The 13859-nt window shown below is 63.2% G+C and carries 10 protein-coding genes; all 10 read right to left on the reverse strand.

What is annotated here, in order from left to right; translation table 11 throughout:
- Window positions 1-218: 218 nt before the first annotated feature.
- The 10 genes from KHO41_RS22245 to KHO41_RS22290 all read right to left on the reverse strand — a co-directional run bounded on the left by KHO41_RS22245 (window position 219) and on the right by KHO41_RS22290 (window position 13170).
- The gene (locus KHO41_RS22245; protein ID WP_211955453.1) at window positions 219-1634 is read right to left on the reverse strand and encodes an amino acid permease; all 1416 of its coding nucleotides are present in this window, start codon (window positions 1632-1634) and stop codon (window positions 219-221) included.
- 510 nt (window positions 1635-2144) lie between these two features.
- Entirely contained in the window at window positions 2145-3074 is a 930-nt protein-coding gene (locus KHO41_RS22250; RefSeq protein WP_211955454.1) for a LysR family transcriptional regulator, read from the reverse strand.
- 87 nt (window positions 3075-3161) lie between these two features.
- On the reverse strand, window positions 3162-4190 hold the full coding sequence (locus KHO41_RS22255) for a DUF1214 domain-containing protein (protein WP_244873961.1): 1029 nt from the start codon (window positions 4188-4190) through the stop codon (window positions 3162-3164).
- A gap of 12 nt (window positions 4191-4202) precedes the next feature.
- Window positions 4203-5609, reverse strand: a complete 1407-nt coding sequence (locus KHO41_RS22260) for a DUF1254 domain-containing protein (protein ID WP_211955455.1) — start codon at window positions 5607-5609, stop codon at window positions 4203-4205.
- 42 nt (window positions 5610-5651) lie between these two features.
- Window positions 5652-7073, reverse strand: a complete 1422-nt coding sequence (locus KHO41_RS22265; protein WP_211955456.1) for an aldehyde dehydrogenase family protein — start codon at window positions 7071-7073, stop codon at window positions 5652-5654.
- 35 nt (window positions 7074-7108) lie between these two features.
- Window positions 7109-8842, reverse strand: a complete 1734-nt coding sequence (locus KHO41_RS22270; protein WP_211955457.1) for a GMC family oxidoreductase — start codon at window positions 8840-8842, stop codon at window positions 7109-7111.
- A 52-nt stretch (window positions 8843-8894) separates the two neighbouring features.
- A complete protein-coding gene (locus tag KHO41_RS22275; protein ID WP_211955458.1) occupies window positions 8895-9641 on the reverse strand; it encodes an SDR family NAD(P)-dependent oxidoreductase in 747 nt (248 codons plus the stop codon).
- 73 nt (window positions 9642-9714) lie between these two features.
- On the reverse strand, window positions 9715-10467 hold the full coding sequence (locus KHO41_RS22280; RefSeq protein ID WP_211955459.1) for an SDR family NAD(P)-dependent oxidoreductase: 753 nt from the start codon (window positions 10465-10467) through the stop codon (window positions 9715-9717).
- A 39-nt stretch (window positions 10468-10506) separates the two neighbouring features.
- Entirely contained in the window at window positions 10507-11448 is a 942-nt protein-coding gene (locus KHO41_RS22285) for an alpha/beta hydrolase (RefSeq protein ID WP_211955460.1), read from the reverse strand.
- A 66-nt stretch (window positions 11449-11514) separates the two neighbouring features.
- On the reverse strand, window positions 11515-13170 hold the full coding sequence (locus KHO41_RS22290) for a flavin-containing monooxygenase (protein ID WP_211955461.1): 1656 nt from the start codon (window positions 13168-13170) through the stop codon (window positions 11515-11517).
- Between the last annotated feature and the right edge of the window lie 689 nt (window positions 13171-13859).

Below are 13859 nucleotides of genomic sequence, written 5' to 3' on the forward strand. Positions count from 1 at the left end.
TCCTTGGCACACCGCCTGGGTTGCAGTGCGGTGCGGCTTTGACAGGGCGCGGAGCCCCATCGCGTTCGGCTGCGGGCGATTGTGTCGCTGCCAGCGCCGGGTTAGCTTCTTACCCAGATTCCGGGTGCAGGAAGGGTTCGGGTTTTCGCTTGCTCCGAGGTCGAAATCTGCATTCATTCACACGTCTGGCTGGCAAACGGTGGCGTCCATGTGTGCTCTTACAGGTGGTCCCGCGTGCTACCTGCTGCCCCGTGCAGCACCGCATTGCGGCGCGCGTACAGGAAGTAGACCGACAGTCCGATCGCCAGCCAGGTGAGGAAGGCGATCCAGGTCAGCGCTTGAAGGTGTGCCATCAGGAACAGGCAGAAGCCCACCGATAGCAGCGGAACCACCGGCACGCCGGGGCAGCGGAAGGCCCTCTGCAGTTCGGGACGGGTTCGACGCAGCACCAGCACCGCGATCGAGATCAGCGTGAAGGCCGAGAGCGTGCCGATATTGATCAGCTCGGCCAGCACATTGAGCGGCACGAATGCGGCGATCATCGCGAACACGATACCGACGGTCCAGGTAGCGAAGAATGGTGTGGCGTGCACCGGGTGCACCGACGACAGCTTCGCGGGCAGCAGGCCGTCGCGTGACATGGCAAAGATGACGCGGGTCTGGCCAAAGGTCATGACCAGGATCACAGTGGTCATGCCGACAATAGCGCCCAGGTCGACAAAGCCGGCCACCCAGTTCTGCCCCGCGTACTGCAGCACCAGCGACACCGGATGGTCGACGCCGGCGAACTTGGCGAAGGGAACGACGCCGGTCATGATGGCCGCGACAATCACATATAGCACCGTGCAGACCGTCAGCGAGCCGATGATGCCGACCGGGAGGTCGCGGCGCGGATTGCGCACTTCCTCGGCGGCCGAGGTCACCGCATCGAAGCCGATGAAGGCGAAGAACACCAGCGCTGCCGCGTTGAAGATGCCCGATACCCCGAACGGTGCGAATGGCTGCCAGTTGGCCGGCTTGACGTGCCAGACGCCGACCGCGATGAACAGCACGACCACCGCAATCTTGATCGCCACCATCACGTTGTTGAGGCGAGCCGACTCGCGCACGCCGCAGGACACCACCCAGGTGGTAATCAGCATGATCAGGAAGGCCGGCAGGTTGAACAAGGTTTGCACGCCCGGCACCGCTCCCGGCGCCGCGGTCAGCGCCGTCGGCAAATGCAGGCCGAAACCCGCCGCCAGCGACTGGAAGTATCCCGACCAGCCCACCGACACTGCCGAGGTAGCCAGGCCATATTCGAGCAGCAGGTCCCAGCCGATCATCCAGGCGATGATCTCGCCCAGCGTCGCGTAGCTATACGTATAGATCGATCCCGACACCGGGATGGCGGAGGCGAACTCGGCATAGCACAGTGCGGCGAAGCCGCAGGCCATGGCGGCGATGACGAAAGATATGGTCAGTGCCGGGCCGGCGGTCAATGCGCCGGTGCCGGTCAGCACGAAGATGCCGGTGCCGATGATGGCGCCGATGCCCATCAGTACAAGGTCCACCGGACCCAGGACCTTCTTCAGGCCGCCAACGTGGCTGTTCACCAGCATGGCGTCAATGTCTTTGGTTCGGAACAAGCTCATATAGGTGTCTCCTGCATGTGCTGCCGCGCGATCGCACGGCCGGCGCCGGAGATGGCGACGAGTCATGCGGGAACGCTGGCATCCGGGCAGCGTGCTGCCGGGGTCGACGGCACGGCTTGCCGGCACGCGGGTAGCGCACCGGTCCCGGTAGTTATTGGAATATCCGGACCGCGATCAGAAGCCGCGGCCAGCCTGATCGCGTAGATCGAGGGCTCGGCCAATGGCTGCGACCGGGTGGTGTTCCTTCTTTTGTTCGGAGGAGTGTAGGAAGCGTCCGCGCCATCGTAAAATCAAAAATTCCGACACCTGATATCCTCGAAACAGATAGCGGAAGAGTGGTCACGGCCGAGTCCCTGACCGCCTCATTCTCGACTGACGCGGCACCGCTTGAAGGGCTGCCAGGCTATGAGAACGGACGTCGACATCACGGAGGCCCGACCGGCGCCGAGGCGTCGTCGGGGAACGGCATGCTATGCCAAGGTACAGGGAACGTGTCGGAAAGCGGCTCTGCTATTGCCGCTCATGCGGCGCGGCCCTGTCTTCGATGTCGAACACCATTTCGTGCTTGCCATGCACCTTTGAGAGAATCGCCATCAGTGCCTTGGCGGCTGGCTTGACCGTCCATTGCTTGGGCACGGCCCAGCAAACTTCCCTCTTGGGTAGCTGAAACCCTGCCAGAATGCTGAAGCGCTGGCGAAAGTAGGCCGTTTCCGCAAAACCCTTGTCAACCAGGCCGATGGCATCGCTGGCCTCGACGACTTTGCATGCGAGGGGAAAATTGGCGATCTTGTGGCATTGCGTGTCAAGATCGCCGCCGTAGCTGGACTCCAGTTGCCTCAGCGCCTGTTCTTCCCACACCTCGGTTGGCAGAACGAGCGGATACTCAGCGATGTTGACGGGAGCGGCGGTGTTCAGCACCGGATGGTCACGTCGCACGAATGCGAGCGGCTCGAGCGATCCAAAACGTTCGTAGTGAAGTTGCGCTCGTCCTTCGAAGACGGGTTCAATGCTTATCGCTATATCCACATCGCCACGTTCCAGCATACGAAGGGACTGCACTTTGTTGCCGGTGACCAGGTCGAGTCGCACCGACGGGTGTCGACTCACCAGCCATTGCAGTGGCTGCATGAGGATCCATTCAAGCGTGCCGGGAAACACACCGATGCGCAGCACGCCAGCATACGGGTCGGCGATACTTTGCCCGCCCAGCAGTTCCGCCGTGTCGGCGATGATGCGCTGCGCGCGTTCGAGGAAGAGTCGACCCGCGTCGGTTGGCGTGACGCCGCGGACCGAGCGGTTGAAGAGCTGATAACCAAGCTGGCGCTCCAGGTCCGCAATGCTCTTGGTGACGGCGGATTGCGACAGATGCAAGGCCTCGGCGGCTCGGGAAATCGTGCCGTGCCGCCCCACAGCTACCGCGTGCGCAAGTCTGCTGTCCATGCTGAATCCCTTCGTGTGAGAGGCTCTCCGGCGGGATTGTACTTCCCCGGATGGCGAGTCTGCCCATCGGGCTCGACGATCTACCCGTCAATTCACCAGCCTGGCTTCGGGGAACTTCCAGCTTCCATCGAGAACCTCCGGGCCCGGACGATAGAGGCGGACGATATAGTTCCATCCGCTCATGGTGGGCAGACAGTTTGAAGTCTTGCCATCGCACCCGCCAAACTGGACGGCGACGGATCCGTCCGCGCTCTTTTTGGCCGTCACATTGTTGATGGTGTAGACGCCATATTGATTCTTCTCGAAACGCCCCTGATTGTTGTACAAGCTGATGGACCAAAAGGCACCCACAGGTACGTTCGCCGGAATGGTGAGCCGATAAACGAATTGGCCATCATTTCGAGGCGGCGTAAAGTTCAGATAGATTGCATCCCTGTCGGGAGCCAATCCCCAGCCCGTCGCACTGACGATCAGATGCCGGACCGGATCAACTTCTCCCCTTCGTCCGCCGGCTCCCCGCCAATCGGGCAGAGTCTCACCCAGAATCATCAGGGCGTCGCGAATTTTCTTCTGACTCGCCTGATCCCAGGTGGGTGGTGCGAACGTTCCGGGACCACCAGGCTGCGATACCTTGATCTGATCCTGCAACGCGCGACCGCGGTCCATGTCGGCAGCATCGTTCGGGTCCACGAAAATGCGGACGGCCGCCATCATGTAACGGGTCCCGACCTTGTCCCTTGTGTAGGTATGGGCGCCGGCGCTGTAGTCAACGCCGTAGACGTAGTGATCTTCGTCCGTCGCCTGTAAGGATATGAAGCGCTTGCCGCTCTCCGGAATCGTGATCGTGACCGGCCCCGCTTCCAGATCGAACACACCGAGAGAATAGAGCGTATCGCGATTGGGTCGTACGCCTGTCCCCTCAAGCGGCAAATCGCGGCGATGGGAAAACTTGCCGAAGCCGCCGCGATCGACCAGCATCTTGAAATACGTATCGCTCTCGGCGCGCGCGAAGTTCTCCGCAGTGACCACGACCGGGCTGTTTGCCGAATGCGCAGGCGCCGTCAATGCCGTAAGCGTTGCCACCGCAGCGGCACATCGCATAGCAGAGTTTGCCATTCCGGGTCTCCCTCAGTTCACCTTCTCAATGTCCGGCAACACCCACGTCTTATCGAGCAGCGACTTCTCCGGCCCGAAGAAGCGGAAAATGACCTCGAATCTTCCAGCGGAACTTGTGGGCGCCCAGTTCCCCTCCTTTCCCTTCGGCGCAACGGGGCCGAAATAGATGTCCACCGAACCGTCGCTGTTCTTTTGCAATCCCAAGCTCAACGACGAACGGCTGACGACCTTCGCATGACGAATTGGCGCATGAGTCGCCCGGTCGTACAACGCTGCCGACCAATAGAGCCTCACCGGTACATTCGCCGGCACGCGCAGTCGATAGCTTCGGCCGCCGTCAAGGGCGTGACCGTCGCCATCTTTTGTCGACATCAAATAAAATTGACCGACTCCCCTATGCTTGATTGAGCTAAAAGCATAAGTCCCAAACAATCCACGCCCGTCGACCGAATAGACATTCGGCGCTTCATAGAACGTGGCAAATGTCTTCGCCAATTCCGGTGAGGCGGGAATCGTCCACTGATGGCGGTCATAAAATCTTGGGAAACCCGATTCATGACGTTCATCCAGCCACTGGCGAGCTTCGCCGGCAGCCGAGTTCAAGACCTCTCGCGTTGCGGCATCCGGTTCGAATGGCTTGCCTTTCTCGATACCGATCGACTTGAGCATGTCGATCATTACCTTGTCGCGCGATAGCCAAGGCTCGGCCTGAACGATCCGGTTGAGCGATTCGAAGAAGCGGATGTCATAGGGAATCGTGGCATCGAACACAACATCCATCGCGTCCACAAAGATCGTTCGCGGTTCGGTGCCGGCCAGTGATAACGGATAGAACCTCACGCGCCTGGCATAGGCGACGGCCTTGGCGACATCGGCCTCGCTCGCGCTTTCCGGATTGGATCGAAGGAGGGCATACCCCTGATAGGTCATCGAAGGCAAGGCGATATAGCCCTCGGGGATGGCCCCCTCATATCCCGGTGGCAGAATCAGATACTTTCCGCCTTTTCCCTTGTCGACACCGGCCGGCCCTACATCCTCCAACGCGGACTGCCATCCATCCATGATCGTCCCCGTAATGGAGCCGCCGTCCGCAGGAGGAATCTCAAGCACCATCGGCCCGACGTCCGTGGTGTTGAAGAACGGCATCGCATAGATCACGTCGGGATTGGGCGTGAGCGTCTGGTTTCGCCAACCGGGAAGGCCGGACCAGTAAAGCACCTGGTTAGGCCTGCCCTTGGCGCTTCCAATCATCGCCTGAAGCATCACGTCATAGTTGACGGCGGGCATTCCCCAGTTGATCGCCTCGATGGCTCGCCGCTCAAGCACTCTGCGCGACAGTTCACCGGAAGTCCGGCTCTGCGCATACCCCGGAATGGCAGACAGGAAAGCAACGGACAGAAACAGAAATGCCCTGATCATATGGCCAACCTTTCGACTTGAGGGTTTTGGATATTTCCGAGCTCAGCCTGCGATCGCCTTGAGCTCCAGGAATTCCGACAGGCCGTGGATACCCAGTTCGCGTCCGTTGCCCGAACGCTTGTAGCCGCCGAATGGCGCGCTCAGGTCGGCCGCAGCGCCATTGATGCGCACCGATCCCGCTCGCAGCCGGCCCGCCACGCGGCGCGCGCGGGCAGCGTCGGTTGACTGGATATAGGCGGCCAGCCCGTATTCGGTGTCGTTGGCGATGGCGATCGCTTCCTCCTCCGAGTCGTAGGGAATCATCGCGAGCACCGGGCCGAAGATTTCTTCGCGCGCGATCGTCGCCTGGTTGTCAGCAAGGGAGAACACGGTGGGGCGCACGAAGTGGCCCTTTTTCACGCCCTCCGGCAGGTCCGTACCGCCAGCCACCAATTGCGCGCCTTCCTCGATCCCGGTGGCGATCAGGCGCCGGATCTTCTCGAATTGCGCGCGATTGGCGACCGCGCCGACCTTGGTGTCCGGCTGCGTGGGATCGCCGCATTTCAGCGCCGAGGCCGTTGCGCCCGCAATCGCCACGGCCTGTTCCATCAGGTGGCGCGGTACCAGCATGCGCGTGGGCGCCACGCAGGTCTGGCCCGAGTTGATCATCACGCTGATGACGCCGTCAGAGACGGCCGTCTTCAGGTTGGCGTCATCAAGGATCACGTTGGGCGACTTGCCACCAAGTTCCTGCAGCACGCGCTTTACTGTGGGTGCGGCATCCGCGGCCACCTGGCAGCCGGCGCGAGTAGAACCCGTGATGGAGATCACGTCGACGTCGGGGTGACGCGCCAGCGCCGCACCAACCACCGGGCCTTCGCCATAGACCATATTGAACACGCCCGCCGGTACGCCGGCGGCGTGGATGACCTCGGCGAAGATGCGCGCGTCGAGCGGCGACACTTCCGACGGTTTGAGCACAACCGTACAACCGGCGGCCAGCGCGTAGCCGACCTTGCCCGCCACGGTGGCGGCCGGCCAGTTCCACGGCGTGATGAGCGCCGCCACGCCGATGGCCTCGCTGACCACTTCCGTCTTTCCGGCCGTCTTGCTGAACGTCATTTCCTTCAGTGCCGCCACGGCCGAGGCCAGGAACTGCGCGCCGAGCTGGACGTGGTTGCTCTTCGCCAGCCACAGCGGGGCGCCGATCGCCTCGTGAATGGCGACGCCCATCTCCTCCATGCGAGTCTTGTACACCTCGATGATGCGCGTGAGCACGGCCAGGCGCTCCTCGCGGCTCGTGGCCGACCACGTCAGGAAGGCGGCGCGTGCGGCGGCCACCGCACGGTCGACGTCCGCCGTGGTGCCCAGGGCGAGCGTGCCTATCACGCCTTCGGTGGCGGGGTTGACGATTTCCATCGTGGTGCCGCCGGCGACTGGCGCGACCCATTGGCCGTCGATGTAATACTGGTCTAGGTGGTGCATGCCGGCACTCCTCCTGGTTGTCGTGGTCGTCTTGGTCATGCGTTGGTGGTCACGGGAACCGGGCGGCCTGTAGCCCCGCCCGGCGTGCCAGCCTGACCGTGGGCGCTTGTCCAGACAGATGCGAGTGCCTGGCCTTGCGGGCGGTCGCTTCCGCCAACGAGGTCGGCCGCTTTCTCGCCAATCATGATCGACGGGGCATTGGTGTTTCCGCCGATCAGGTCAGGCATGACCGAGGCATCGGCAACGCGCAGGCCCTCCACGCCGCGCACGCGCAGTTGCGGATCGACCACTGAAGCGGAGTCGCCGCCCATGCGGCACGTGCCGACAGGGTGAAAGACGATGTCGGTGTATTTGCGGATGAACGCGCGCGCCGCCTCGTCATCGGTGCCATCGAATCGCAGCGCTGCATGGTTGTGCGCCGTCGCGCCAAGACGAGCGAGCGGCGACTGGTCAAGGATGCGGCGTGCAACGCGCAGTCCTGCCAGCATGGTGTCCATGTCGCGCGCGTCGGCCATCAGGTTCTGATCGATGACCGGCGCCGTCCGTGCGTCCGGCGAGGCCAGCAGCACTTGTCCGCGCGTGTGCGGCCGCAGCACGCACACGTTCAGGCTGTAGCCGTGCAACCGCCGGGCCGCCGGATCGTTGAGCGTGGTGGAAAAATGCAACTGGATATCCGGATCGGAGAGCGCAGGGTCGGTCTTGAAGAAGGCACCGGTCTCAGCAATATTCGATGCGAACATGCCGAAGCGTTCGCGCTTGTAGCGCCTCCATTCGCCGAGCAGGCGAATTCCGCCGCGCAAGCTGGCGGCGTACAGGTCAGTGCTGAACACGCGCTGCTGGAGCTTCACATTGGGGTGTTCCTGAAGGTTCTGGCCAACGCCCGGGGCGTCGTGGACGACAGCAATGCCATGCGACCTCAGGTGCGCGGCCGGGCCCACGCCCGAGACCATCAGCAACTGTGCGGAGCCGAACGTGCCACCGCTGAGGATGATTTCCCGTCGCGCCCGGATCGTGTATTCCTGACCATCGCGCGTCACCACCACGCCGACCGCACGCTTGCCTGCAAACAGGACGCGCAGCACCTGGCTGTTTGTCAGCACATCGAGGTTGTCGCGACCGCCGTTGACCGACTGCGGATTGCCTCGATGCAGATAGGCGCGCGCGGCGTTCCAGCGCTCGCCGTCGCGCTGCGTGCGCTGATAAAAGCCCACGCCCTCCTGCTCGGGACCGTTGAAGTCTGCGTTGTAGCGCAGTCCCGCGCATTCGGCCGCCTGAAGGAAGCGCCGGTCGAAGGGGTTGGTGGAGCGCGTATCCACGACATGAAGCGGGCCCTGGCCGCCATGCAACGCATCTTCCGCGCTGCCCCCCAGGCGCTCGTTGCATTCCGCCCGCTTGAAGTACGGCAGCACGTCGCCCCAGCCCCAGCCTTCGCAACCGGCCGCCGCCCAGCGATCGTAGTCCGAAGCCACGCCACGGATGTAGATCATGCCGTTAATCGATGAAGTGCCGCCGAGGCCGCGACCGCGCGGCTGGTAGCCCCGTCGGCCATTCAGTGCCGGTTGGGGCTCGGTGACGTAGCCGTAGTTGAACGGGCCTGCCTTTGGCACCGTCGAGGCGAATCCGATGGGGATGGTGATGGCGCGATTGAAGTCGCTTCCTCCGCACTCGAGCAGCGCGACCGTGCCCACTTTGCTGTCTGCCAGCCGTCCTGCCACCGCGCACCCGGCGGATCCCGCGCCGACCACGATGTAGTCGTATTCCTGTTTCATATTGTTGTCTCCTTCATGCTGACGAGTGTCGTCGCGGGACACCCGCTTTGTTCTATTGGGCGGTGTAGCCGCCATCCACCAGCAAGCTGGTACCTGCCACGAACGATGCGTCGTCGCTGGCAAGGAACCGGATCGCCTGCGCAATCTCCTCGGCGCGGCCCAGCCGCCCAATGGGATGTGCGGCGATATAGTGCTCGCGTGTCGGCGTGCCCGACGGGCCCAGCATGGGCGTATCGATGAAGCCGGGGCAGACCGCGTTCACGCGAATACCTTCGCGCGCATGCGAGACACCAAGCGACCTTGTGATATTGACCACGCCCCCCTTCGACGCGGTGTAATGCGCCGCGTTGGGGGCGCCCACGTGTCCGAGAACCGAGGCGACATTGACGATCGCGCCACCCTGCCCCTGTTGCTGCATCCGCGCGATCGCGTGCTTGTTGCTGAGAAAGACGCCGGTCAGATTGATGTCGATGGTGCGCCGCCAGTGTTCGAGCGGCATCTCGGCTATGTTCATGCCGGGCGCACCGATGCCGGCGTTGGCGACCATGATGTCGAGCCGGCCGAATCGCTGCGCGGCGAGCGCCACCATCTTGATGACCTGTGCTTCGTCACTCACATCTGCACGGGCGAATGCCGTGTCGAAGCCCGCGTCGTTCAGTTCCTGCGACAACTGTGCACCGGCATCCGACACATCCGCAATGACGACTCTTGCGCCCTCGCGCACGAATTCGCGTACCGTCGCCTCGCCAATGCCGCTGGCGCCGCCCGTGACAATGGCAACCTTGCCTTGAAGTTTCATGTTCCCTCCTGATCGCCTGGCGCGTCCCGCGCCAGGCGTCGATTATTCGTGCCGATCCTGCTTGACCGTAGCGCTATTGCGCGAATCGGCCGCCGTCGATCACCATCTCGGCACCAGTGATGTAGCTCGATTCGTCCGACGCGAGGAAAACCAGCATGGCCGTGACGTCGCCCACGTTGCCAAGCCGCCCCATCGGCAACCCCTGTGCGATGGCGGTCTTGTCACGGCCGAGGGTCTGCGCAGCGTAGTCCGCCATGCCTGTGTCGATCAGGCCGGGATGCACCGAGTTGACGCGTACGTGCCGCGCCGCGTACTCGATAGCCACATCCTTCGTCATCGTGCGTACCGCACCTTTGCTCGCGCCATAGAGCGTGTGCCCGGCGGCGCCGATCAGGCCGGCGAGCGACGACATGTTGATCACCGAGCCGCCGCCCCTCGCCGCCATGCGCGGTACGATCTCGCGCATGCCGAGGAACACACCGGTCGAGTTGACGGCCATCACGAGATTCCACTCGTCCAGCATCGTCTCGGCGAGCGGGCGAATCATGAAAATTCCGGCGTTGTTGAGCAGGACTTCGACGCGACCGTGCTCGCACACGGCTTCATCCGCCACCGCTTTCCAGTCTGCCTCGCTGCGCACATCGAGCTTGCGAGCCGTGCTGCGGCCACCTGCCTCGCGCACGGCAGCCGCGGTCGCCGCCGCTGCTTCGAGGCTGACATCCGTCGCGACGACGATGGCGCCTTCCTGCGCGAAGCGCAGCGCAGCGTCGCGTCCAATGCCGTTTCCGCTTCCCGTGATCAACACCACCTTGTCCATGAGTCGCATGTGTGGCTCTCCTTCCAGTGTTCGTCGTGTGATGGCGCGTCAGCGCATCGCAAAGGCTTCGCGCAGCGTATCGGCGCAAGCCTCGTAGGCGTCGCGCGCCTGCGCCAGCGCGCCGGGCATCCAGAAGAAGCCGTGGATCATGCTGTCATATCGGACATGGCGAACCCGCACGCCGCTCGCGTCGAGACGCTCGGCATAGGCGGCGCCTTCATCGCGCAGCGGGTCGAAGCCAGCGGTAATCACAAGCGCCGGCGGAAGCCCTGACAGGCTGTGGGCACGTAGAGGGGATGCGTAGGGATCATGGCCATCATTGCCCTCCGGCAAGTACTGGCGCCAGAACCAACGCATGTCGTCGCGCGCCAGCAGATAGCCCTCGGCATTCTCGCGATAGGAGCTGGTGCCGAAGTCATGGTCCGTGACCGGGTAGATCAGGAGCTGGCAGCACAGCGCCACGCCGCCCCGGTCGCGGTGCATCAGCGCACTAACCGCTGCAAGGTTCCCGCCCGCGCTGTCACCGCCGACGGCGATGCGAGCGGGATCGGCATGGAGTTCGTCCGCATGGTCGTGCACCCAACGCACCGCGGCGAATGCGTCCTCGGCGGCAGTCGGGAATTTTTGCTCGGGCGCCTTGCGGTATTGCACCGAGGCGACGATGCAGTCCGCACGGTTCGACAGGTGTCGGCATGGGATGTCGACAGCGTCGAGGTCGCCAAGCACCCAGCCGCCGCCGTGGAAGTAGACCAGCACCGGCAAACGCTGCCGGCCATCACCGCCGACTGGCGTATAGATGCGAACCGGAATGCTGCCATCCGCGACGGGAATGAACCGGTCTTCCACGCGCGCCACATCCGGCGCCGGCCCGGCCAGCGGCTTGAGATTGAAAGTCGCGCGCGCATCCTGCAGATCGCGCTGGTGTACGGGCGGATTGCCTGAGGCCGCAATCAAGTCGAGGATAGCCCTGGCTTGAGGATCGAGTGCCATGTCCGGTGAATCAGAAGAATGGTGAATTCGCAGGGCCGGACAGGGTGTCCGGCCGCCCCCGCCCCATCAGGCCGCCTTGGCAGCTTGCGGCGTCAGGATGAAACCCTCGTATCCGCGCGCGCTGACGCCGTCGCAGTGCTTGCGGAATGCGCCCACGCCACCGAGATAGATCGGGAATGAACGCTGCTTGCCCGGGATATTCGCGCCGGTGTACCAGGATTCCCCCTGCGGAAGCAGCGTGGTGTCCGCGACCTCCTTGCAATGGCGGCTCCACTCGGCTTCGGCCTGCGAGTCGGCCTCGACCGCCATACATCCGCGTTGTTCCGCATGCCGGATGCAGTCGGAAATCCATTCGACATGCTGCTCGATGGAGATCACCATATTGCTCAGCACCGACGGACTCTCCGGCCCCGTGATCATGAAGAAGTTCGGGAAACCGGCCGTGGCAACGCCAAGATAGGTGCGGATGGCGGCGCCGTCCTGCCACTTCTCGCGCAGCGAAATGCCGTCGCGCCCGCGCAGGTCGATGCGGAACAGCGCGCCGGTCATGGCATCGTAGCCGGTGGCGAACACGATCATGTCCAGGGGATACTCTCGGCTGCCCGTCTTGACCCCCGCTGCGGTGATGCCCTCGATCGGGTCCGACTTGACGTCGACCAGCGTGACGTTGTCACGGTTGAACGTCTCGTAGTACCCCGAATCCAGCACCGGTCGCTTGCAGCCATACATGTAGCGCGGCAGCAGCAGTTCCGCGACGGCCGGATCCTTGACGGTGTCGCGGATCTTCTCGCGGATAAACTCGCCGGCCGTGGCATTCGCATCAGCATTGGTCAGCAGATCGCCATAGGCGGCCAGCAGGGTGCCGCCGTCCTGCCAGGCCTGCTCGTACCGCGCCGCGCGTCCATCCTCAGTGTCCTTCAGGGCCGAATCGCGCCGGACTTCCTTGGCAACCCCGTTCGAGGACTCGCGCATGTGCTGCCGGATCTGCGGGTACCTCTCGCGTGTTTCGTCGAGAAACTCCGCGGCATGCGCGCGATTCCCGGCAGGGGTCGAGTAGTGTGGCGTGCGCTGGAAAACGTAGAGATGTCCGGCTTCCTTCGCAATCTCCGGTATCGCCTGGATGCCGCTGGAGCCGGTGCCGATCACACCGACACGCTTGCCGCGAAAATCCACCGGCTCATGCGGCCACTGACCGGTATGGAGTTGCGGACCCTTGAACTGGTCCTGGCCACTGAACGGTGGCGTATTGGTGGATGACAGGCAGCCCGCGCCGGAGATCAGGTACCGCGCTGCCACGGTCTGTCCATTGTCGGCGTGCACGACCCAGCGCGCGGTGGCTTCGTCGTAGTGCGCTGCGGTAATCCGCGTGCGGAACTGGATGTCGCGCCGCAGTTCGAAGCGGTCCGCGACGTGATTCAGGTATCGCAGAATGGAGGGCTGGTCCGCATAGCGTGTCGTCCACGTCCATTCCTTCAACAACGCTTCCGAGAACGTGTAGTTGTAGTAAATGCTTTCGACATCGCACTTGGCGCCCGGGTACCGGTTCCAGTACCACACGCCGCCGACATCGTCACCCACCTCATAGACGCGCGCGCGCAGGCCTTGTTCGCGCAAACGGTGCAGCATGTAAAGGCCGGAGAAGCCGGCGCCGATGATCACCGCGTCGAAGGAATTTTCCGGGGCGAACGAGGTCGCCGGCCCGAGGTGGGTCGATGATTGCATTTGTCTCTTCCTGTAGGAGCTGGTCGCCCGATAGTGCCCGCGGTGGTCCCGACTATCGAGGTGCCAGAGAAGGCGTCGCGACTGCGGCGCGGCTTGGAAACAAGCATCGCATCTCGCCCCACGCCTGTCTAATTCAATTCATTCCCTGACTATTCCTGCCAGTCATGGCTTCGGGGAAAGGCGTCGGATTCTCTTCGAGACATCAGGGCCCGCAGTAGCCTGTACGCCGCACGACGGTAGGCACGTGCATGGGGGGGCCGGCGGGGCTTTTCGTTGGGGGCTTGGTTATCGCTCTTCGCTGGCGCGGCTGTTTCGCCGGCGTAGCCGGCGACCTCCTTTTGTCCGAGCGACAAAAGGAGGCAAAAGCGCGTTTACGTGGTCAATCGAGAGCCCAATGCCATTGTTGCATCAGAGGACCGCTAGACTGCCTGCCGCGTAGATGATTAGGATGGGACAGCGCGTACGAGCGAACCCGGATTACGGAGTGGTCCCTTCTAATATCGCTCTCACGGGGACGCCTACGGCTGCGCTACGCGCGGCTCGGAGTAAGACCGCTGAGGTCTAGTCCTAACTTCGCCTCAGTGACGAAGCCTCGGGCGCATTGCATGCGCGTAGAGGCAGGACATCAGGAACGGGAACTGAGATCGGGATTCGTGCGCCAGCCACGTTGATGAGCTTGCGTCCAGACG

Source organism: Cupriavidus numazuensis (assembly GCF_905397435.1).
In the GTDB taxonomy this organism is placed as follows: Bacteria; Pseudomonadota; Gammaproteobacteria; order Burkholderiales; family Burkholderiaceae; genus Cupriavidus; species Cupriavidus numazuensis.